The sequence below is a fragment of the Streptomyces sp. NPDC050485 genome (assembly GCF_044458185.1).
Taxonomy (GTDB): Bacteria; Actinomycetota; Actinomycetes; order Streptomycetales; family Streptomycetaceae; genus Streptomyces.
In genome coordinates this window covers 62,265-84,173 of record NZ_JBITHR010000008.1, presented here as the reverse complement: position 1 = coordinate 84,173, position 21,909 = coordinate 62,265, and the positions used below count along the sequence as shown (strand labels likewise).

General features: G+C 71.6%; 15 protein-coding genes. 5 read left to right on the top strand and 10 right to left on the bottom strand.

Annotated elements, in window-relative coordinates; translation table 11 throughout:
* Positions 1-108 precede the first annotated feature (108 nt).
* The 5 genes from ACIBK6_RS18190 to ACIBK6_RS18170 all read right to left on the bottom strand — a co-directional run bounded on the left by ACIBK6_RS18190 (position 109) and on the right by ACIBK6_RS18170 (position 6,996).
* The gene (locus ACIBK6_RS18190; RefSeq protein ID WP_399052266.1) at positions 109-1,260 is read right to left on the bottom strand and encodes an XdhC family protein; all 1,152 of its coding nucleotides are present in this window, start codon (positions 1,258-1,260) and stop codon (positions 109-111) included.
* A 46-nt stretch (positions 1,261-1,306) separates the two neighbouring features.
* On the bottom strand, positions 1,307-2,770 hold the full coding sequence (locus ACIBK6_RS18185) for an NCS2 family permease (RefSeq protein WP_399052265.1): 1,464 nt from the start codon (positions 2,768-2,770) through the stop codon (positions 1,307-1,309).
* A gap of 328 nt (positions 2,771-3,098) precedes the next feature.
* Positions 3,099-5,489: a xanthine dehydrogenase family protein molybdopterin-binding subunit gene (locus tag ACIBK6_RS18180; protein ID WP_399052264.1), complete on the bottom strand. Its 2,391-nt coding sequence runs from the start codon at positions 5,487-5,489 to the stop codon at positions 3,099-3,101.
* A gap of 5 nt (positions 5,490-5,494) precedes the next feature.
* On the bottom strand, positions 5,495-6,100 hold the full coding sequence (locus tag ACIBK6_RS18175; protein ID WP_399052263.1) for a (2Fe-2S)-binding protein: 606 nt from the start codon (positions 6,098-6,100) through the stop codon (positions 5,495-5,497).
* 2 nt (positions 6,101-6,102) lie between these two features.
* Positions 6,103-6,996, bottom strand: a complete 894-nt coding sequence (locus ACIBK6_RS18170; protein ID WP_399052262.1) for an FAD binding domain-containing protein — start codon at positions 6,994-6,996, stop codon at positions 6,103-6,105.
* Positions 6,997-7,256: 260 nt separating this feature from the next.
* Here ACIBK6_RS18170 and ACIBK6_RS18165 point away from each other — a divergent pair, with 260 nt between their 5' ends.
* Positions 7,257-8,927 carry a PucR family transcriptional regulator gene (locus tag ACIBK6_RS18165; RefSeq protein ID WP_399052261.1) on the top strand — a complete coding sequence of 557 codons (1,671 nt, stop codon included), beginning with the start codon at positions 7,257-7,259 and terminating at the stop codon, positions 8,925-8,927.
* Between the two features lie 142 nt (positions 8,928-9,069).
* Positions 9,070-9,840 carry a hypothetical protein gene (locus ACIBK6_RS18160; protein WP_399052260.1) on the top strand — a complete coding sequence of 257 codons (771 nt, stop codon included), beginning with the start codon at positions 9,070-9,072 and terminating at the stop codon, positions 9,838-9,840.
* 74 nt (positions 9,841-9,914) lie between these two features.
* Here the strand turns inward: ACIBK6_RS18160 and ACIBK6_RS18155 are convergent, their stop codons facing one another.
* Complete coding sequence (locus ACIBK6_RS18155; RefSeq protein WP_399052259.1) at positions 9,915-10,673, bottom strand: GntR family transcriptional regulator; 759 nt, start codon at positions 10,671-10,673, stop codon at positions 9,915-9,917.
* A gap of 124 nt (positions 10,674-10,797) precedes the next feature.
* Here ACIBK6_RS18155 and ACIBK6_RS18150 point away from each other — a divergent pair, with 124 nt between their 5' ends.
* Positions 10,798-11,646, top strand: a complete 849-nt coding sequence (locus tag ACIBK6_RS18150; protein ID WP_399052258.1) for a (2Fe-2S)-binding protein — start codon at positions 10,798-10,800, stop codon at positions 11,644-11,646.
* A 195-nt stretch (positions 11,647-11,841) separates the two neighbouring features.
* A complete protein-coding gene (locus tag ACIBK6_RS18145; protein WP_399052257.1) occupies positions 11,842-12,903 on the top strand; it encodes a DUF2637 domain-containing protein in 1,062 nt (353 codons plus the stop codon).
* Positions 12,904-12,933: 30 nt separating this feature from the next.
* On the opposite strand, the gene ACIBK6_RS18140 is transcribed toward ACIBK6_RS18145, so the two are convergent.
* The 4 genes from ACIBK6_RS18140 to ACIBK6_RS18125 all read right to left on the bottom strand — a co-directional run bounded on the left by ACIBK6_RS18140 (position 12,934) and on the right by ACIBK6_RS18125 (position 20,683).
* On the bottom strand, positions 12,934-13,395 hold the full coding sequence (locus ACIBK6_RS18140) for an ATP-binding protein (RefSeq protein ID WP_399052256.1): 462 nt from the start codon (positions 13,393-13,395) through the stop codon (positions 12,934-12,936).
* A 297-nt stretch (positions 13,396-13,692) separates the two neighbouring features.
* Positions 13,693-15,435, bottom strand: coding sequence for a pyruvate dehydrogenase (locus ACIBK6_RS18135; RefSeq protein WP_399052255.1), 1,743 nt, complete (start codon positions 15,433-15,435; stop codon positions 13,693-13,695).
* A 27-nt stretch (positions 15,436-15,462) separates the two neighbouring features.
* Positions 15,463-16,767, bottom strand: coding sequence for a protein phosphatase 2C domain-containing protein (locus ACIBK6_RS18130; protein ID WP_399052254.1), 1,305 nt, complete (start codon positions 16,765-16,767; stop codon positions 15,463-15,465).
* Between the two features lie 139 nt (positions 16,768-16,906).
* Positions 16,907-20,683 carry a S8 family peptidase gene (locus ACIBK6_RS18125; protein WP_399052253.1) on the bottom strand — a complete coding sequence of 1,259 codons (3,777 nt, stop codon included), beginning with the start codon at positions 20,681-20,683 and terminating at the stop codon, positions 16,907-16,909.
* A 191-nt stretch (positions 20,684-20,874) separates the two neighbouring features.
* On the opposite strand from ACIBK6_RS18125, the gene ACIBK6_RS18120 reads away from it, so the two are divergent.
* Complete coding sequence (locus ACIBK6_RS18120) at positions 20,875-21,855, top strand: helix-turn-helix domain-containing protein (protein ID WP_399052252.1); 981 nt, start codon at positions 20,875-20,877, stop codon at positions 21,853-21,855.
* The last annotated feature ends 54 nt before the right edge of the window (positions 21,856-21,909 follow it).

Sequence of the window (21,909 nt, the reverse complement as noted above, 5' to 3'; positions counted from 1 at the left end):
GAGCCCTCGGGACCGGTCGGCGGCGCCCGCGCGGGGCGCCCGGTGCGGTACGCCCGCACGGAGCTCGTCGAACAGCCGGCGTGCGGCGGCTGACCGGGGGCGTACCCCCTACGCCACCGAACCTATGCGTCCCACCGGCGCGTCCGAGCCGTCGTGGTGGATCGGGGTGTGGGCGCCGGTCAGGGAGCCTCCGCTGCCGCCGCGGCGGTTGGCGACGATCTCCGCCGCGATCGACAGGGCGGTCTCCTCGGGCGTACGGGCGCCGAGGTCGAGGCCTATCGGGGAGCGCAGGCGGGCCAGTTCGAGCTCGGTGACACCGACGTCGCGCAGCCGCTTGTTGCGGTCCAGGTGGGTGCGGCGGGAGCCCATCGCGCCGATGTAGGCGACCGGCAGTTTCAGCGCGGCCTCCAGGAGCGGGATGTCGAACTTGGCGTCGTGGGTGAGGACGCACAGGACCGTACGGGAGTCGGTCTGGGTGCGCTCCAGGTACTTGTGCGGCCACTCCACGACGATCTCGTCCGCGTCGGGGAAGCGGGTCCGCGTCGCGAAGACGGGCCGGGCGTCGCACACGGTGACGTGGTAGTTCAGGAACTTGCCGACCCTGACCAGGGCGGAAGCGAAGTCGATGGCGCCGAAGACGATCATCCGGGGGGCCGGAACGCTCGATTCGACCAAGACGGTCAGCGGCTCGCCGCACAGCCGGCCGTCGGCGCCGAGGGAGATCGTGCCGGTGCGGCCCGCGTCCAGCATGGCGGCGGCCTCGTCGGCGACCGCGCGGTCCAGCTCGGGGTGTCCGCCGAGCGCACCCTCGTACCGGCCGTCGGGGCGGATGAGCAGGGCGCGGCCCATGAGTTCGGCCGGGCCGTCGGTGATCCGGGCGACGGCGGCGGCCTCGCCCTGTGAGGCGGCGGCCAGGGCGGCCGCGAACACCGCGCGGGCGGGCGAGTCGGCGGTGACCGGGGTGACGAGTATGTCGATGACGCCGCCGCAGGTCAGACCGACCGCGAAGGCGTCCTCGTCGCTGTAGCCGAAGCGCTCCAGGACGGTTTCGCCGTCGTCGAGCGCCTGCTGGCACAGATCGTAGACAGCGCCCTCCACACATCCGCCGGAGACCGATCCGATGGCCGTGCCGTCGCTGTCGACGGCGAGCGCGGCACCCGGTTGCCGGGGCGCGCTGCCGCCGACCGCCACCACGGTGGCCACGGCGAACTCGCGTCCCTGCTCGACCCACCGGTTGAGCTCTTCGGCGATGTCCAGCATGTTCGGTCTCCTTACGGATGTGTGGAGGGCGTCGGCGGCACGGCCGCTACTTGACGCCGAGCCAGCTCTCGATGGGATGGAGGGCGAAGTAGATCGTGAAGATGGCCGTCAGGGCCCACATGAACCCGCCGATCTCGCGCCACTTGCCCTGTGCTGCCTTGATCACGGTGTAGGCGACGACGCCCGCGCCGACACCGGCGGTGATGTTGTACGTGAACGGCATCAGCGCCACGGTGAGGAACACCGGGATGGAGACCGAACGGTCGCTCCAGTCCACGTGCTTGGCGGCGCTCATCATCATCGAGCCGATGACGACCAGGGCCGCGGAGGCGACCTGGGCCGGGACCAGCTGGGTGACCGGGGTGAAGAAGAGGCAGGCCGCGAAGAAGAGGCCGGTGACGACCGAGGAGAGGCCGGTACGGGCACCCTCACCGGCGCCGGAGGCGGACTCGATGAACACGGTCTGGCCGGAGGCGCCCGCGACGCCGCCGATCGCGCCGCCCGCACCGTCGATGAACAGCGCCTTGGACAGGCCCGGCATGCGGCCCTGGTCGTCGGCGAGCTTGGCCTCCTGGCCGACGCCGATGATGGTGGCCATCGCATCGAAGAAGCCGGCGAGCACCAGGGTGAAGACGATCATGCCGACACCGATGGCGCCGATGGAGCCCCAGCCGCCGAACTCGACGTGGCCGAAGAGGCCGAAGTCGGGCGTGGAGACCGCGCTGCCGCTGAGTCCGGGGGCGGAGCCGCCCCAGTCCGCGTCGGTCAGGCCGGCGGCCTTGGTGACCGCGAAGGCCAGCACGCTGCCGGAGACGATGCCGATCAGGATCGCGCCGGGGACCTTGCGGGCCTGCAGGGCGAAGATCAGCAGCAGGGTGACGGCGAAGAAGAAGACGGGCCAGCCGACGAGCTGACCGGTGGCGCCGAGGGTGACCGGCGGTCCGTGGTCGGGGCCCCGGCCGACGAATCCGGCCTTCACCAGGCCGAGCAGGGCGACGAACATGCCGATGCCCATGGTGATGGCGTGCTTGAGCGCCAGCGGGATGGCGTTCATGATCATCTCGCGCAGGCCGGTGACGACGAGCAGCATGATGACGACGCCGTACATGACACACATGCCCATGGCCTGCGGCCAGGTCATGTTGGGGACCACCTGGGTGGTCAGGGCCGCGGAGACGTTGAGTCCGGCGGCGAGTGCGAGCGGAACCTTGCCGATGAAGCCCATCAGCAGTGTGCTGACCGCGGCCGCGACTGCGGTGGCGGTCACCAGGCCCGCGTGGCCCAGCGTGTGCTTGTCGACGTCGGGCGTCGACAGGATCAGGGGGTTGAGCAGGAGGATGTAACACATCGCCATGAAGGTGGTGATGCCGCCGCGCACTTCCTGCGCGAGCGTGGACCCTCGATCGGATATGTGAAAGTACCGGTCGAGCCAAGACCTGCCGGCGGCGGGACGAGAGCCGGAGCCCGCGTCCTCTGCGGTGGTCTTGGGCTCCACAGACTGCTGGGTCATGGTGCCTACTCCCAAGGTTCACAGGGGCACCCGCATAAGACTTGAGTTCTCAGTCAGACAAGCTGCGGGATTTGGGATGGTGCGTGGGCTGCACGACCCGGGGGACGGCCCGAGACGAACGGTGTCTGCTTGCTGCGGGGGTACCGGCATCGGTACCGCAGTGCAGATTGCTACCGGTGTTGCTGGTGTTGCTCAGGTAAGACATGTGGTGCTCGTACTGCTGTGAAGCGGGTCCGCGAGCGGTGCGGCTGCTTGTTTGCTCCGGGCGGTGCGGGCGACGGAAGTGTGACGTTCCTGGGAGGCACACACCGCCCGGAGGGTTCGGGGATCAGGCTCCGGTGCCCGTGAGGTGCTCGGGGCGGACCGGCGTCCTGTTCAGCTCCAGACCCGTCGCGTTCCGGATCGCCGCGAGGACGGCCGGAGTCGAGGAGAGGGTCGGGGCCTCGCCGATGCCGCGCAGGCCGTACGGCGCGTGCTCATCGGCCAGTTCGAGTACGTCGACGGGGATCGTCGGCGTGTCGAGGATGGTGGGGATCAGGTAGTCCGTGAAGGAGGGGTTGCGCACCTTCGCGGTCTTCGGGTCCACGATGATCTCCTCCATGACCGCCACGCCCAGGCCCTGGGTGGTGCCACCCTGGATCTGGCCGACGACGGACAGCGGGTTGAGCGCCTTGCCGACGTCCTGGGCGACCGAAAGCTCGACGACCTTGACGAGGCCGAGCTCGGTGTCCACCTCGACCACCGCGCGGTGCGCGGCGAACGAGTACTGGACGTGGCCGTTGCCCTGGCCGGTGTGCAGGTCGAAGGCCTCGGTGGGCCGGTGGCGCCACTCCAGCTCCAGCTCCACGGCCTCGTCCTCCAGGACGTCGACCAGGTCCGCGAGGACCTCGCCGCCGTCGGTGACGACCTTGCCGTTCTCCAGGAGGAGTTCGGCGGTGGCCCAGGCCGGGTGGTACGAGCCGAACTTGCGGCGGCCGATCTCCAGGACGGCCTCGCGGACGTTCTCGCAGGTGTGCTTGACCGCACCGCCGGTGACGTACGTCTGACGGGACGCGGACGTCGAACCGGCCGAGCCGACCTGGGTGTCGGCCGGGTGGATGGTCACCTGTGTGACACCGAGCTCGGTGCGGGCGATCTGCGCGTGGACGGTGACGCCGCCCTGGCCGACCTCCGCCATCGCGGTGTGCACGGTCGCGACCGGCTCGCCGTTGATGACCTCCATGCGCACCTTGGCGGTGGAGTAGTCGTCGAAGCCCTCGGAGAAGCCGACGTTCTTGATGCCGACCGCGTAGCCGACACCGCGTACGACGCCCTCGCCGTGCGTGGTGTTGGACAGACCGCCGGGCAGCGCGCGCACATCGGCCTGCTCGCCGGCGGTCAGCCACTGCTGCTCGGGCGGCAGCGGGCGGGCCTTGATGCGGCGGAGCAGCTCGGCGACCGGGGCGGGCGAGTCGACCGGCTGGCCGGTCGGCAGGAGCGTGCCCTGCTCCATGGCGTTCAGCTGGCGGAACTCGACCGGGTCGATGCCCAGCTTCGCGGCCAGCTTGTCCATCTGGGCTTCGTAGGCGAAGCACGCCTGCACCGCGCCGAAGCCGCGCATGGCGCCGCAGGGCGGGTTGTTGGTGTAGAGGGCGATCGCCTCGATGTCGACGTCGTCGATGACGTACGGGCCGACGCTCAGGGACGAGGCGTTGCCGACGACCGCCGGGGAGGCCGACGCGTAGGCGCCACCGTCCAGGACGATCTTGCACTTCATGTGCGTGAGCTTGCCGTCCTTGGTGGCGCCGTGCTCGTAGTAGAGCTTCGCCGGGTGCCGGTGGACGTGTCCGAAGAAGGACTCGAACCGGTTGTAGACGATCTTGACCGGCTTGCCGGTGCGCAGTGCGAGCAGGCAGGCGTGGATCTGCATCGAGATGTCCTCGCGGCCGCCGAAGGCACCGCCGACGCCGGAGAGCGTCATGCGCACCTTCTCCTCGGGCAGGCCGAGGACGGGGGCGATCTGCTTGAGGTCCGAGTGCAGCCACTGGGTGGCGACGTACAGCTCGACGCCGCCGTCCTCGGACGGCACGGCGAGGCCGGACTCGGGGCCGAGGAAGGCCTGGTCCTGCATGCCGAAGGTGTACTCCCCCTCGACGATCACGTCGGCCCGCTTGCGGGCCTCCGCCACGTTGCCGCGGACGATCGGCTGGCGGTGCACGATGTTCGGGTGCGGGACGTGGCCGATGTGGTGGTCGTCGCGGCCCTCGTGGACCAGGACCGCGTCGGGGGCGGTCGCGGACGCCTCGTCCGTGATGACCGGCAGCTCGACGTACTCGATCTTGATCTTGGCGGCGGCGCGGCGCGCGGTCTCCGGGTGGTCGGCGGCCACCAGGGCCACCGGCTCGCCGTGGTGGCGGACCTTGCCGTGGGCGAGAACCGGCGTGTCCTGGATCTCCAGGCCGTAGTTCTTCACCTCGGTGGGCAGGTCGTCGTAGGTCAGCACGGCGTAGACGCCGGGCATCGCGACGGCCTCGGAGATGTCGATCGACTTGATCTCGGCGTGCGCGACGGTGGACCGGAGCGTCTGGCCCCAGAGCATGTCCTCGTGCCACATGTCCGAGGAGTACGCGAACTCGCCGGTGACCTTGAGGGTGCCGTCCGGGCGCAGCGTCGACTCGCCGATGCCGCCCTTGGTCTTCGAACCCTGGGTGATGTTGGTGGGAGTACCAGTGGTGGCCATGATCGTCAGACCGCCTCTTCCTGACGGGCGGCCGCGAGGCGGACCGCGTCGAGGATCTTCTCGTAACCGGTGCAGCGGCAGAGGTTGCCGGAGAGCGCCTCACGGATGTCCTGGTCGGACGGCTCGGCGTTCCGCTCCAGGAGCTCGTCGGCGGCGACCAGGAGGCCCGGGGTGCAGAAGCCGCACTGCACGGCGCCGGCGTCGATGAACGCCTGCTGGATCGGCGAGAGGGCCAGCGGGTCGCTGCCCGCCCCTCCAGTCTGTCCGTCGGCGGGCTTGGCCTGCCAGCGCTGGGCGGCGTCGATGGACGTACCGCAGGCGCCGGAGGCGCAGCCGCCGCCGGGGTGGCTGTCCTCGCGGTGCTTGGCGTAGTCGGCCAGGCCCTCGACAGTGACGACCTCGCGGCCCTCGACCTGACCGGCCGCGACCAGGCAGGAACACACCGGAACGCCGTCGAGGCGGACCGTGCAGGAACCGCACTCGCCCTGCTCACAGGCGTTCTTCGAACCCGGAAGACCCATGCGCTCGCGCAGCACGTAGAGAAGGCTCTCGCCCTCCCAGACGTCGTCGGCTTCCTGCTTGCGGCCATTGACCGTGAAATTCACGCGCATGGTTATGCAGCTCCTTCAAGGGTGTTGCCGGTGCCGCGGTACTGCTCCCAGGTCCAGCCGAGCGTGCGGCGGGCCATGATGCCGACTGCGTGCCGGCGGTACTTCGCGGTACCTCGTACGTCGTCGATCGGGTTGCAGGCGCCGGAGGCGAGCTCCGCGAACTGCTTGGCGATCGAGGGGGTGATGATCTTGCCGCTCTCCCAGAACCCGCCCTCTTCGAGCGCGGCGTTCAGGAACTCCTCGGCCGCCTTGGCCCGAACGGGGGTCGGAGCGGCGGAGCCGATGCCGGTCCGGACCGTACGGGTCTCGGGGTGCAGGGCGATGCCGAAGGCGCAGACCGCGATGACCATCGCGTTGCGGGTGCCGACCTTGGAGTACTGCTGGGGGCCGTCCGCCTTCTTGATGTGCACGGACTTGATCAGCTCGTCGGGCTGCATCGCGTTGCGCTTGACGCCCGTGTAGAACGCGTCGATCGGGATGAGCCGGACGCCGCGGGCCTGCGACTCGACCTCGACCTCGCAGTCGGCCGCGAGCAGCGCCGGGTGCGCGTCGCCGGCCGGCGAAGCGGTGCCGAGGTTGCCGCCGACGCCGCCGCGGTTGCGGATCTGCGGGGAGGCGACGGTGTGCGAGGCCAGCGCCAGGCCGGGGAGCTCGGCGCGCAGGTTCTCCATGATCTGGGTGTACGGGACGGAGGCGCCCAGGATGACGTTCTCCTCGCCGATCTCCCACTCGCTGAGCAGCCCGATGCGATTCAGGTCCAGGAGGTACTCGGGCCGGCGGTGGTCGAAGTTGATCTCGACCATCACATCGGTGCCACCCGCAATGGGCACAGCGGTGGGGTGCGCTGCCTTGGCGGCGAGCGCCTCCTCCCAGCTGGCGGGGCGAAGGAAGTCCATGAGTGGCTCTCTTCTTCTCAAATTCGGGGTCGTTCGTGCGGGTCCCGGGGACGGCAGGCCCTCGACATCTCGGTCGTTCACATGCTGTTAACGCGTTGTGAAATCAGTACACAAGCCGGGCTGCCGCGGGTGCAGTCACTGAAACCATGAAGGAGTTGGCTGGTCTCCGCTCACGTCTTGTAGATTCGTATGAAAGGCGGTGCTCCGTTACCTCACCGCTTTCCAACGGCAACATCAAGACAGATCGGCGGCGACACGCGATGCGGCTGCGCGCACTTCTGGAGACCGAGGCGCTGGGGCTGCGGCTGCTCGGCGGCGAGGACGAGCTGGACCGCACGGTACGTGGGGTGATGACCACGGACCTGCGGGATCCCAGCCGCTATCTCGCGGGCGGCGAGCTCGTTCTGACCGGCCTAGCCTGGCGGCGGGACGCCGAAGATTCCGAGCCATTCGTACGCATCCTCGCGGGTGCCGGCGTGGCGGGCCTGGCGGCCGGCGAGGCCGAGCTCGGCGCGATCCCGGACGATCTCGTCATGGCTTGTTCTCGTCACCGGCTCCCGCTGTTCGCGGTGAACGAGTCGGTCGCGTTCGCAACCATCACCGAGCACGTGGTGCGCCAGGTCTCGGGCGAGCGGGCGGGCGACCTCGCCGCGGTCGTGGACCGCCACCGCAGGCTCATGACCTCCGGCCCGGCGGGCGGCGGCCCCGAGGTGGTCCTCGACCTGCTCGGCTCCGACCTCGACCTCCGGGCCTGGGTGCTCTCCCCCACCGGCCGCCAGATCGCGGGCGCGGGCGACCCGCTGGCCCCGGAGACCGGCGCCCTGCTCGCCACCGAGCACCTGGGCGCGACCCGCACCGGACGCCGGGGCCCGCACCGGGCCACCGTCGACGGCGTGACCTACTCGCTGTTCCCGATCCGCAACAACGCGCGCGGCGCCGCGCCCGCCGCCCGCGATGTGCGCGAGACGGTGCTTTCGGACTGGCTCCTCGCCGTGGAGGCGGACGCGAGCGACTGGCCCGCGGCCCGGCTCGACCTCCTCCAGGGCGTCACCCAGCTGATCGCGGTGGAGCGCGACCGGCGCGACGCGGCCCGCGCGGTGCGCCGCAGACTGGCCCAGGAGGTCCTGGAGCTGGTGCAGACCGGCGCCCCGCCCGCCGAGATCGCGGCCCGCCTGCGGGTCGCGGCCCCGGTGCTGCTGCCCGGCCTCGGCACGGCGCCGCACTGGCAGGTCGTGGTGGCCCGGGTGGACTGGGAGCGTGACGGCGGTGCGGAGATCGCGGCCGGACCGGTCGCCCAGTCGCTCCTGGAGGAGATCCTGGTCGACCCGGCGGTGATCGGCTCGGAGTCCTCGGACCGGATCGCGGTGGCCCACGCGGGCGACGAGGCGATCGCCCTGGTCCCGCTGTCCTCGGCCGCCGCCGAGAGCCCGCAAGGCGGGCTGCACGCCGACGCGCTGCTGAACGCCGTGCGCGCGCCGCTCGCGGCGGGCCTCGCCGACGACGGCCGGCTGACACTGGGTGTCAGCGCCGCGGTGCACTCCGCCGAGGGGCTGCGCGGCGCCCTGGAGGAGGCCCGGCACGCCCGCCGGGTCGCCGCCGCCCGCCCCGGCCGGGTGTGCGCGGCCGGCCACCACGAGCTGGCCTCGCACGTCCTGCTGCTGCCCTTCGTGCCGGACGACGTGCGCCGCGCCTTCACGGCCCGCCTCCTCGACCCGCTGCGCGACTACGACCGCCGCCACCGGGCGGAGCTCATTCCGACCCTGGAGGCCTTCCTGGACTGCGACGGATCGTGGACGCGGTGTGCCACCCGGCTGCACCTCCATGTCAACACGCTGCGCTACCGGGTGGGCAGGATCGAGCAGTTGACGGCTCGTGACCTGTCCCGGCTCGAGGACAAGCTGGACTTCTTCCTCGCGCTTCGGATGAGCTGACAGCCGGGCCGAGCCGGGCCCGGAGGATTGTGAACTGATTCACGCACCCCCCTTGGCCCGGCGCGCCATTCCGTGCTGAGATGCGGAATCGACTCAACAGCTCAATGGCGCGCTCGGGGAGGGCAACGTGGCGCATACCGCCATGTCTGGTTCCGGAACGACTGCAGATGACGGGGATCCGCTCCAGACCGCGGTATGGCGGCTGCGCTCGCGCGGCTGCTGGACGGATGCCGCCGCCCTGCTCGAACCGCACGCGGCCGCACCGGCCGGCGCGCTCCAGCGCACCGCCCTGCTGACCGAGCGCTGTGTGTACACCGAGTCCGGCTGGGCGGAGGCCGACGAGGCGCTGCGCGCCGCCGAGGCGGTCGCCCAGAGCGACGAGGAGCGCGGCGCCGCCGCCTCCGAGCGCGGCTATCTCGCGTACGCCTCAACGCTGTTCGGGGTACGGGACCGGGCGGACGAGGCACGCTCGGCGCTCGGCCGGGCCGCCGCGCTGACCGCCCCCACCGGGCGCGGCCGGGCGCTGCTGGACTTCCGGCGCGGGCTGCTGGCCGAGAACGTGGCGGACGCGCCCCAGGCGGCCCGCGCCGCCTACCGCCGCGCCCACGAGGGCGCCACCGCGCACGGCGACCCGCTGCTGCTCTCCTTCACCTGGCGCCATCTGGCCGGACTCGCCCTGCGCGACGGGGAGTTGACGGAGGCCCGGCACGGATTCTCGGAGTCCCTGCGCATCCGCGAGGAGCTCGGCTACCTCATCGGCACGGCGCCCGCCCTGGCCGCGCTGGCCGACAGCGAGGACGAGCCGGTCGCGAGCCGGCTGCGCACGGAGGCGGCCCGGCTCGTCCGCCTCCTCAAGGTCCCGACGTGGCTGGCGGCCCGGTTGGACGCGGCGCCGCCCGCCGCATCGGTGTGACGGGGTCTTAGATTGCTGAACAGGTCTTTCCCGTAAGGGAGTTGGCCTGACCGCCGGGGATCAGCGGTGGGGGCTCAGAGCGCCGACCCCGTGAAGTGTTCCCGTACCAGCGACTGGACGACCGGGAGGTCGCGGGCGCACAGCGCGTCGAGCAGGGCCAGGTGCTCCGCCGCGTCGGCGATCAGGTCGGCGCGCCGGGCGACCGGAGCCGCGGTCAGCGGCCACTGCGAGCGCCGGTGCAGATCGTCGGCGACCTGGACGAGCTGCTCGTTGCCCGACAGGGCGAGGACCGCCCGGTGGAAGGCCCGGTCGCACTCGGCGTAGCCGGCCCGGTCGCCGGTCGCCGCGGCCTCGGTGGTGGCCTCGGCGAGCGGCCGCAGTTCGGTCCAGCGGCCCGCCGGCACGGTACGGGCCAGCCGCAGCATCACCGGGACCTCGATCATGGCCCGCACCTCGGCGAGCTCCGCCAGTTCGCGCGGGCTGCGTGCGGTGACCCTGAATCCGCGGTTCGGTACGACCTCGACGGCGCCCTCGATGCTGAGCTGCTGCATCGCCTCGCGCACGGGCGTCGCGGAGACCCCGAACCGCTCGGCCAGCACCGGCGCCGAATACACCTCGCCCGGCACCAGTTCACCGTCGACCAGGGCGGTGCGCAGCGCGGCCAGGACCTGGCCGCGCACCGAGTGGCGGTGGACGGTGCGGGGCGGCGGCGGCTCGCTGTGGGTGTGCTCGCCGCGGACGTCCCCGAGCGGGGCGGCGCCCCTGGCCTGTTCCGGCACACGGGATGCCCCGAACGCAGGCACCACCGCCTCGCACGCTCTGCCCTGGTCCACCCCTGCCTCCTACGGCTCCGTCCGCCCCACACAGACCATAGGCGGACAAAGCGCGAGTTCAAACATCGGCAACGTCCGCTAAGGTAAGCCTTACCTGCCAACGATCGTGATTCGGTGGTCCCGCATGACCGTCTCCGCCTTGCTGCCCAGCCCCGCACCGAGCCCCGTCCAGGGCTCCTACGCCCGTCTCGCCGAGGTGGTCCCCGCGCTGCGGATCACGGAGCTGGCACCGGCGGAGCAGGCGCCCGCGGGCCCGGGCTGGGTCGGCGCGGCGGAGCTCGCGGCCGGCGGCCCGGCCCTCGACGCCTTTCTGGCCTGGGACGACGCGCAGGTCCTGCGGGACTACGGCCACCAGGCACGCCCCGACGTCATCGCCTCCTTCGGCTTCCACCGCTACGCCTGGCCCGCCTGCCTCCTCGTGACGGCGCCGTGGTTCCTGCGGCGGCGGGTGCCGCGGCTGCCGGTCGCCGATGTGGCGTTCCAGCGGGCGCGCGGCCACCTGACCGTCCGGGTGCGGGAGTTCGCGTGCCTGCCGGACGATCCGGCGGCCGGACTGCCCGGCGCCCGGGTCGTACCGGACGAGGAGGCGCTGCGCGGCGAGGTGCGGGCCGCGGTGGCCGAGCACCTCGGGCCGGTGCTCGACGGTTTCGGGCCGCGGATGCGGCGCGGCAACAGGGCACTGTGGGGCATGGCGACGGACGAGATCGTCGAGGGGCTCTGGTACGTCGGCGCCCTGCTCGGCGAGGAGCCGCGGGCGATGGCCGAACTCGACGCGCTGCTGCCCGGCACCGCGAAGCCCTACGTGGGCAGGCCCGGTTTCCGCGAGCTGGCCGGGCCCGACGGGCGGCCGCTGGCGACCCGGGACCGGGCGAGCTGCTGCCTCTTCTACACCGTGCGCCCCGCGGACACCTGCGTCACCTGTCCGCGTACCTGCGACGCCGACCGCGTGATGAAGCTCAGCACCGCATCCTGAATCCATGCCACCCGTCCGGGTGAGCGCCAGTCGAACCCAACTCGCGCTCCGGGCACGGCAGTTCGAGCGAATGCCCCCTATCCGACTGCCCTCGGCCTCCGTTGACGGCCTGTTACCCCGAAACCCCCCTGCCGTCCCGTACGACTGGAGCAGTATGGCCGCCGATACGCCCTAAGCGATTTCAAGGGACACGGCATGCGACTGACCGACATATCGCTGGACTGGCTGCTTCCGGGCGGCGTGATGATCGTGGGGGTCGTCGTGGCTTTGGTGGTACTCGCGCGCGGCAAGCGCGCCGGTGACAATGCCTCCGGCGACGACTCCTGGGAACGAAGTGAGGAGCGCCGCAGAAGGAAAGAGGCGGTGTACGGCACCGCTTCCTATGTGCTCCTGTTCTGCTGTGCGGCGGTGGCCGCCGCACTCTCCTTCCACGGCCTGGTCGGCTTCGGCCGGCAGAACCTCGATCTGACGGACGGCTGGCAGTACCTGGTCCCGTTCGGCCTCGACGGTGCGGCCATGTTCTGCTCCGTACTCGCGGTGCGCGAGGCCAGCCATGGTGACGCGGCGCTCGGCTCGCGCCTGTTGGTGTGGACATTCGCGGGCGCCGCGGCCTGGTTCAACTGGGTGCACGCGCCGCGCGGCATGGCCCACGCGGGTGCTCCGCAGTTCTTCGCCGGGATGTCGCTGTCGGCGGCGGTGCTCTTCGACCGCGCGCTGAAGCAGACCCGCCGCGCGGCCCTGCGCGAACAGGGCCTGGTGCCCAGGCCGCTGCCGCAGATTCGGATCGTACGGTGGCTGCGGGCGCCCCGGGAGACCTTCGGCGCCTGGTCGCTGATGCTCCTGGAGGGCGTGCGCACGCTGGACGAGGCGGTCGACGAGGTGCGCGAGGACCGGCGGGCCAAGGAGGAGAACAAGCTCCGCAGGCGCGACCAGGAGAAGCTGGAGCGGGCCCACTTCAAGGCGCTGAGCCGGCAGAACCGCGCCTGGGGGCGCGGTCGGGCCGGCGGCCGCCGGGTCGACGTCCAGGCGATCGGCTCCGGGAGCGGCTCCGCGCAGCCCAAAGCTGTCGCGGAGCCGGCCATAGCCGAGCCAGGACAACTGCCCCTGAGAAACCGGCTCTCCCTTCAGGCCGTCGGGTTCCCTGAGTCCTCGGCGGCAAGGACCGTGGACCTGACCGCCGAGGACGACACCCAGGCGCTGCCCCGGCTCGACTCCCTGGAGCGCAAACTGAAGGACCTTGAGCAGCAGTTCGGATAGCGCCGCGGGTATGGGGCATGTTCGCGGGGGCTAGGGCATCGTTCCCTTCCCCAGTTCGAACCAGACGACCTTCCCCATGCCGTGCTCGTGCACGCCCCAGGCGTCGGCGAGTGCCTGGACGAGCAGCAGGCCCCTGCCATGCGTACCGTCGTCGGCGGACGGTGCGTGCGGCGTGGGCAGCGCGGTCACGAAGTCCCGCACCTCCACGCGCAGCCCGGCTTCCCCGACGGTGGCCGTCACCACCGCTCCGTGATCGGTGTGGATGAGCGCGTTGGTCACCAGTTCGCTGGTGAGCAGCTCCGCCACGTCCACCGCCCCCGAATGCCGCGACGGCCTAAGAAGTTCCCGTAGCTCGCGACGGATTTCGTGTACCGCGCTCAGATCCGCGTGCCCCACTCTCCTGCGCAGCAGACGCTGGTCCGTCTGCGGCGCATCAGGTGTCCGGACGGGCCCGCTCCCCGCGGGGCCGAGTCCTGCCTGATGCCCTGTCATAACCCCCACCTGCACGTTGTGACGACCTTCCTCACTCGAACATGCACACGGGATGCATGCCCCGACCCGGCGCCGTCACGCATGGTGATTCCTCACCGGCCGGAAGGGAAACCCCTTGGGGGGACCTGAGGAGTCGTTTGTGGGTCACGACCGCGGCGCCGCACTCCCCCGCGTACTGCGTGCCGTACGACGATCTCGACCGGTTGCGGAAGACGGCACTACTGCATCAGTTCCAGGAGATCCTGCCCGGTTCGTCCATCGTCTGGGTGCACCGCGAGGCGCGGGTGACGTACGCGCCTAAGGGCGCGGCACGTTGCGGAGGTTGGAGCGGGCCATCTGGAGCATGCGGCCCACTCCACCGTCCAGGACGATCTTGCTGGCGGACAGGGCGAAGCCGGACACCATCTCGGCGCTGATCTTCGGCGGGATGGAGAGCGCGTTGGGGTCGGTGACCACGTCGACCAGGGCCGGGCCCTTGTGCTTGAAGGCGTCCTTCAGGGCGCCCGCCAGCTGCTTGGGCTTCTCGACGCGGACCCCGTACGCCCCCGCCGCCCGCGCGATCGCCGCGAAGTCGGGGTTGCGGTTGGCCGTTCCGTACGAGGGAAGACCGGCGACCAGCATCTCCAACTCGACCATTCCCAGCGAGGAGTTGTTGAAGAGCACGATCTTCACGGGCAGCTCGTACTGGACCAAGGTGAGGAAGTCACCCATCAGCATGGTGAATCCGCCGTCGCCGGACATCGAGACCACCTGGCGCCCGCGGTCGATGAACTGGGCGCCGATGGCCTGCGGCAGGGCGTTCGCCATCGAGCCGTGGCTGAACGAACCGATGATCCGGCGCTTCCCGTTGGGTGAGATGTAGCGGGCCGCCCAGACGTTGCACATCCCGGTGTCGACGGTGAACACGGCGTCGTCGTCGGCGAGTTCGTCCAGTACGGAGGCGACGTACTCGGGGTGGATCGGGATGTGCTTGTCCACCTTGCGGGTGTACGCCTTGACCACGCCCTCCAGCGCGTCCGCGTGCTTCTTCAGCATCTTGTCCAGGAACCGTCGGTCCGTCTTGGCCTGGACGCGCGGCGTCAGACAGCGCAGGGTCTCCTTCACATCGCCCCACACCGCGAGGTCCAGCTTCGAGCGGCGGCCGAGGTGTTCGGGGCGTACGTCGACCTGGACGATGTTGACGTCGTCGGGCAGGAAGGCGTTGTAGGGGAAGTCGGTGCCGAGCAGGATCAGCAGATCGCACTCGTGGGTCGCCTCGTAGGCCGCGCCGTACCCGAGCAGTCCGCTCATGCCGACGTCGTACGGGTTGTCGTACTGGATCCACTCCTTTCCGCGCAGCGCGTGCCCGACGGGCGACTTGATCCGCTCGGCGAACTCCATCACCTCGGCGTGCGCCCCGGCGGTGCCGCTGCCGCAGAACAGGGTGACCCGGTCCGCCGCGTCGATGAGCGCGACGAACTTGTCGATCTCGCTGTCGCCGGGCCGCACCGAGGGCAGCGACGTCACCAGGGCGTGGTCGATCGCCTTGTCGGGGGCCGGCTCGGAGGCGATGTCGCCGGGCAGCGACAGGACGCTCACACCGCTCCGGCCGATGGCGTGCTGGATCGCGGTCTGCAGCACGCGGGGCATCTGCCGGGGGCTGGAGATCAGCTCGCTGTAGTGGGAGCACTCGCGGAACAGCTGGTCGGGGTGGGTCTCCTGGAAGTATCCGAGGCCGATCTCGGAAGACGGGATGTGGGAGGCGAGGGCGAGGACGGGGGCCATCGAGCGGTGGGCGTCGTACAGGCCGTTGATGAGGTGGAGGTTGCCCGGCCCGCACGAGCCGGCGCACGCTGCCAGCTTCCCGGTGAGCTGGGCCTCCGCGCCGGCCGCGAACGCCGCGACCTCCTCGTGCCTGACCTGGATCCAGTCGATGGCGGAGTTGCGGCGGATGGCGTCGACCACGGGGTTGAGACTGTCGCCGACGACTCCGTACAGCCGCTTGACGCCCGCGCGCGTGAGGATGTCCACGAACTGCTCTGCAACATTCTGCTTGGCCATGGGTCCATCAACCCATGGCCCCTGCGGTTACGCCTCCCAGACCGCGACAGCCGTACGGTCGTCGGCGTACCCCTTCACCCTGAGCTGTACGTCGGCGAGGAAGCCGGCGAGGCCCGGCGGCTCGGGGCGGGCCCAGCGCTCGGCCAGCTCCTTGGCGAGGGCGGGCTCGCCGAGCAGGGGTTCGGCGAGGCCGCCGCTGCACAGCAGGAGGGTGTCACCCGGGCGGGCCACCGAGGCCCGGAAGCGGAACGGTTCGCCTGGGGGCGGGGGCGGGTCGATATAGGGGCGTACGGGCTCGACGGTGCCCAGGTCCATGGTCAGGCGGTCGCCCTGCGGGGTCTCGGCGGGCGCCGAGCCGAAGCCGACCACCGGCTCCCCGGCGATGGCCCCGGGCTCGGGCACGGCGGGCTCTATGTTCTGCCAGACGCCGCCGCGCAGCCGGAACAGGCCGCCGTGGCCGACGCCGAAGAAGACCCGGGTGCGGCAGGCGGGGTCGGCGGAGAGCAGCAGGCAGCGCAGGTTCGCGGTGTACTCCTCGGGCTGCGCGCCGAGCTCGGCGGCGCGGGCCCGCAGCATTCCGTAGCTGCGGTCGGTGAGCCGGTGCAGCCCCGACTTGAGGTCGCTCCTCCGGCCCGCCCTGATGTCCTCGGCGAGCCGGAGGTGGCTGCGGCCGATGGCCCCGCCGATCCATCGGCAGGCGTCGGCGGTGGCGAGGTGCGCGGCGTCGGTGGCCCGCGCGCCGCTGGCCACGGCGACCAGGACCAGGGCGTTCTCGCCGTTGCCGAACCGGGCGGTGAGCAGCGCGTCGCGGCGCGGTTCGCCCCGGTAGCGGGCGGAGTCGCCCCGGGAGGACGCGGCTCGCAGCACGTATGCGCCGTAGCGGGCGCCGTCGAGGACGGTGTCGGCGACGAGGTCGTCGAGGGTGTTGGGGAGGGCGCCGGGCAGGGCGGTGGGTTCGGCGTCGTAGGTGGGCGGGCCGTCACCCACATGGCCGGTGCGGGGGCGCGGGAGCGGGGTGAAGCCGGCGGGGTTCTCCGGTTCTGCGGGGACGGGCGGGGCGGTGAGCGGGGTTCCGGCGTCCGGGGTCCAACCCGGGGGGAGCGCTGGGGCCGTTGGTGGGGGTGGGGCGTCTGGGACTGATTCCCACCAGGCCGTGGGGGTGCGCGGCGCACCGTTCTCCGCCGTGCTCGAACTCACCGTGTGCGACGCCGAGTTGAAGCGGTCGTCGAGGCTGTCGCCCGAACCGTCGGGCCCAGCATCCCGTGCCGACTCGTCGTACAGCCGGCTCCACCAGTCGCCGTCGGAAGGCGGCCTCTCCCCCTGCTGGCTCATGCCCTTATTGTCCACCTCCGGGGCCGTACGAAAACGGGGCATCGGGAAAATGTCGTCAACGGACAAGTGCCGCAACGGAATTGCGAAAGCCCGCCGGGCGGCCCCACCCCCCACGGGAGGGACACCCACCGGACACCCCCTAGCGCACGAAGTACGCGTTCACCACGGTCTGGGTGACCGAATTGCCGTTGGCGTCGGTCAGTTCGGTCTTCAGGGTCACGCTCTTCGCGGCGGCGCCCGCGTGGTTCACGGTCGCCGTCCACCGGCCGCCCTGCTGCGCGGTCCTCGCCTCGGTCCAGGTGGTACCGCCGTCGTAGGAGTACGACAGCTTGGCCGAGACCAGTGCGGCCGGGGTGTAGCCCGCGTGTCCGGTGGCGGCGAGGCCGATCCGCTGGGCGTCGGCCGCCGGGACCGTCTTGTGGCCGTCGTCGGGCACGTCGTACTGCGGGAAGAGCAGCGCGATGCCCTGCGAGTACGCGTTCTCGTCGAGGTGTGAGCGGAACCTCCAACTGGTGACCACCTCGCTGGAGCGCTTCCACACCGAACTCGACGGGCCGATCTTCTGGTTGTCGCTGACGAGTTCGTACGCCGCGTCGTCGGCGGGCACGGTGAACACCCCGGACGGCCAGCCGCTGCTGTCGTAGTCCTGGCCGTTGCGGCGCAGGAGCAGCGAGCCGATGTCGCCGAACGAGCCAGGCTGCGCGCTGTGTTCGGTGTCGCCCCACATCGCGGGGGCGAAGCCGAGCTGGTTGCCCTGGCGTTCGGCGGCGAGCAGCGGCTTCCCGGTGGCGTCGCGCCCGGAGTTCGGGCCGACCACACCGTCGTACCAGCTCTCCTTGGTCTCCTTGCCCGGCTGGTAGGCCCTGGCCGGGGACAGCATGAACTCGCCGAAGGGGAAGCTGGACGAGACGTAGTGGTCCCAGGTCGTGCCGCCCGCCGTGTAGTACTCGGTGCGCGTGGACGGGACGGACACCAGGTCTACGCCAAAGACGCCGATCGGCCCGCCGCTGTTGGTGCGGTAGGCGGCCGTGCCGTCGATGAAGTCGGCCGGCACGCCCATCGAGTGGTACGTGGAGAGGTTGCGGCCGAGCTGGCCGTCGTGCACCCGGTAGGCGCGGTCGGAGCCGAAGCCGCCGTTCTCCTGGAAGCCCAGGTTGTAGACGTAGCCGCTCTTCGCGGTGGCCTTCCAGCGCAGGGTCACCGGGCCGCCCGCCAGCCTGTCGGCGAGCGCCTTGGCCTCGGCGGCCTCGACGGCGAGGGTCGGCAGCGGTCCGCCCGCGAAGCCGTACGCCGGCAGCCAGCGCCCGGCCGACGGGCGGTGCACGACGAGCGCCTTGGCGCCGGCGGCCTGGGCGTCCTTGCCCAGGGTGCCGATCGACGCGGCATCGTCCGGCACCGCGACGAACGCGATCTTCCCGCTCACCCCGGCCGCCTTGAGCTCGGCAGGGCTGCCCCGGCCCGCGTCCACGAGCGGCGCCTCGCCGGTGCCGTCGAGGTTGTCGGAGCCGACGCTCGCGGTGAGCGGGTGCAGTTCGGGCCCCCCGACGGCCGTCAGCTTCTCGAACTGCGGGGCGTACGACCGCCAGTAGCTGCCGAACTCGAAGCTGCCGGTACGGGCGTTGCCCTGGACGTCCGCGAAGTAGTCCTTGATCAGGCGGGATCCGGAGACCGAGCCCGCGTGCAGCCACCGACCGCCCCAGGAGCGGGCGAAGTCGAGGGTCGTGGTGCGGGCCTCGCTCGGCTTGTCGGTCCGCACCGAGAGGCGGTGCGCCGTGCGGGCGTCCAGGACGAGGGCCGTGTCCTTCTTCAGATCGAGCTGCGGGCGGCCGAGGTAGCTGACCGAGCCGGTGCCGGTGCCGGTCGCGTCGCCGGGGTCGGCGGAGGCGACGAAGGAGGACACGAAGTAGGCGCCGGGGCGCAGCCGGTACACCTGGTCGGCCGCTCCCGCGTTGAAGCGGCGCTCGCCGGTCGCGGTGTCGGTGCCGATGACGTCGAGCGAGGAGGCCCCGGCGGCGGGCTTGCCCGCGCGGTCGATGAGTTTGACGCGCAGGGTGACCGTCTCCGGCTCCACGTACAGCGAGAACGGGGTGGAGACGGCGACGCCGTTCGCCGTGGCGAGCACCCGGCCGGTGACGTCCCCGTACTGGACGGCCTTGAGGTGTGCGGTCGGGTCGACGGCGAGCGGCACCTTGACGGTGGCACCGGCCGGGACGGTGACGGATCGCGAACTCGGCTTCGCCACACCGGAGTTGACGGCTGAGCCGTCGTTTCCGGTGACGCCCGCGACCTTGAGGTCCAGCTTCACGGGCTTGTCGCTGACGTTGGTGTACGGCACGTCGACGGTGGTCCGGTCGCTCTTGTCCTGCGGCCAGTTGAAGGTTCCGGCCTGCACGGCGGGCGCGCCGAGGACGGTCTCGTCGATGGCGGCCTTGACGTCGAGGCGCCCGCCGCCGGTCTCGCGCACGTCACCCGGTATGCCGCTGTTCGCGGACGAGACGAGCGCGGCCTTGACCTGCTGGGCGGTCCAGTCGGGGTGGCGCTGCTTGACGATGGCGGCGGCGCCCGCGACGTGCGGCGTGGCCATCGACGTACCGGACATGGACTGGTACGCGTAGACGCCGCGGCCGCCCGCGTTGGCGGCCGAGATGCCGACGCCGGGGGCGGTGATCTCCGGCTTCAGGGTGTGGGTGAAGGGGGCCGGGCCGCGGCTGGAGAACGGGGCCGTGGTGTCGTCGCGGTCGACGGCGCCGACGGTCAGGACGGCGGGCGCGCAGCCGGGCGAGGAGACGGTGTTGAGGCTCGGGCCCGAGTTGCCGGCCGCGACGACGAACAGGGTGTGCGTGGACTGGGTGGCGAGCTGCTGTGCGGCGGTGCTCATCGGGTCGGTGCAGTCGGTCGGGACCGGGCTGCCGAGCGACATCGAGACGACGTCGGCCTTGTTGTCGACGGCCCACTGCATCCCGGCGATGATCCACGAACTGTCGCCGGAGCCCGAGTCGCCCAGGACCTTGCCGACCAGGAGGTCGGCGCCGGGCGCGATGCCCTTCTTCCTGCCGCCGCTGGCCGCGCCCGAGCCGCCGACCGTGGAGGTGGTGTGGGTGCCGTGGCCCTGGCGGTCCTCGGTGTCGGGCGAGTCGGTGAAGTTCTTGGCGGCGGCGATCCGGCCCTTGAGGTCGGGGTGCTCGGCGTCGACGCCGGTGTCGAGGACGGCGACCTTGGTGCCCTTGCCGTCGTATCCGGCGGCCCAGGCGAGGCCGGCGCGGATCTGCTTGGCGGACCGGTCCAGGGAGGCGGTCACCTTCCGGTCGAGCCACAGCTTCTTGAGCCCGGCGGCCGACCTCGTACGGGAGTTGGTGACGTCGGCCCACAGTTGACGGGTCCGCGCCTTGTCGGCGGTCAGGGCGACGCCGTTGACGGCTGGGAGGTTCAGCCCGGCCTTCGCGCCGGGCGGAACGGTCCGAGCCGACCTGGCCGCCGCGGTGTCGTACACGGCGATGAGCGGAATCGTCTTGGTGTGCGCGTCGTCGTAGCCCTGGCGGATGAGCCCGGAGACGTTGAACAGCTCGTCGTCGACCCTCCCGGCGGCGAGCGCCCCCGCCGCGCCCTCGGGATAGACGTACATCTCCTTGCCGGACTGCCTGGTCTGCACGAGCGGTACGGATCCGTCCTCGCGCGGCAGCGCGGTGACGCCGGTGGGTGTGCCGGAACCGTCCCTGCTCACCACCACCTTGTCGCCGGTGACGAGGGTGACCGTGACGGGTGTTCCCGTGCGACCGGCGTCGCTGCCGACGAGCGGTCTCCTGGCGGTGGCCGCGGTGACGTCGTGTCGTGGCGCTGCCACGGACGGCGCGACCGCGGTGACGGCGAGGGCGGCGGCGGCCGCCGCCCCCAGAGCCGTACGCGATATCGGGCGCATCGCTCTCCCCAGATGAATCCGGAACAAAGGACTCCACACCCAAAGAGCGCAAATGCCCTATTTCCGGAGGCTGTTGGTGCTGCGGTGGGTCGACATTGGCAGAGGGACGGGAGATACGGGGATGATGTTGTGAGGCGGGTTTGCGCCGGGGCGGTTTCCCGCCATCGCGTTGGTGAGGGAGGCGGTCCGGGGTGCTGGGAGCGATAGGTCTCGACGAGACGCAGGAGTCGGCGTACCGCGCCCTGGTCGCGGTCGGCGCGGCCGAGGTGACGGACCTCGCGCACCGGCTCGCGCTGCCCGAGAGCGAGACCGAGCGCGCGCTGCGGCGCCTGGAGCGCCACGGCCTGGCCGCCCAGTCGTCGGCCCGCACCGGGCGGTGGGTCGCGGCCCCGCCCGGGGTCGCCCTTGGCGCGCTGCTCACTCAGCAGCGCCACGAGCTGGAGCAGGCGGAGCTGGCGGCGGCGCTGCTCGCCGAGGAGTTCCGGGCCGAGGCCGCCGAGCCGGCCGTGCACGACCTGGTCGAGGTGGTGACCGGTGCGAGCGCGGTCTCGCACCGCTTCCACCAGTTGCAGCTGGGCGCGGCCGACGAGGTGTGCGCCCTGGTCACCGGCAGGCCGGTCGCGGTGACCGGAATGGACAACGAGTCCGAGGAGCGGGCCTCGGTCCGCGGGGTGAGCTACCGGGTGGTGATCGAGCGCGAGGTGCTCTCACTGCCCGCCGGAATCGTCGAACTGTCCGCCGCGCTCAGCCGGGACGAGCAGGTGCGGACGGTGGACCGGGTGCCGACCAAACTCGTGGTCGCGGACCGCAGTCTCGCGATGGTGCCGCTGACCGGCCGGGACGCCGAGCCGGCCGCTCTGGTGGTGCACGCGAGCGGGCTGCTCGAATCCCTGATGGGCCTGTTCGAGGCGGTGTGGAAGGACGCGCTGCCGCTGCGGCTCGGCGGCGGCGGCCGGGGCATTGTCGAGGAGGGCGTGGGCCCGGACGCGACCGATCTGGAGATCCTGTCGCTGCTGCTCGCCGGAATGACCGACGCCAGCGTCGCCAAGCAGCTCGAACTGGGGCTGCGGACCGTGCAGCGCCGGGTCAAGGGCCTGATGGAGCTGACGGGCGTCACCACCCGGCTCCAGCTCGGCTGGCACGCGTACGAGCGCGGCTGGGTGGCCCGCTGAGCGCTCCGCGGGAAGTAGCGTTTTCGGCTGCGGGCCATCCGTGGCTGGTCGCGC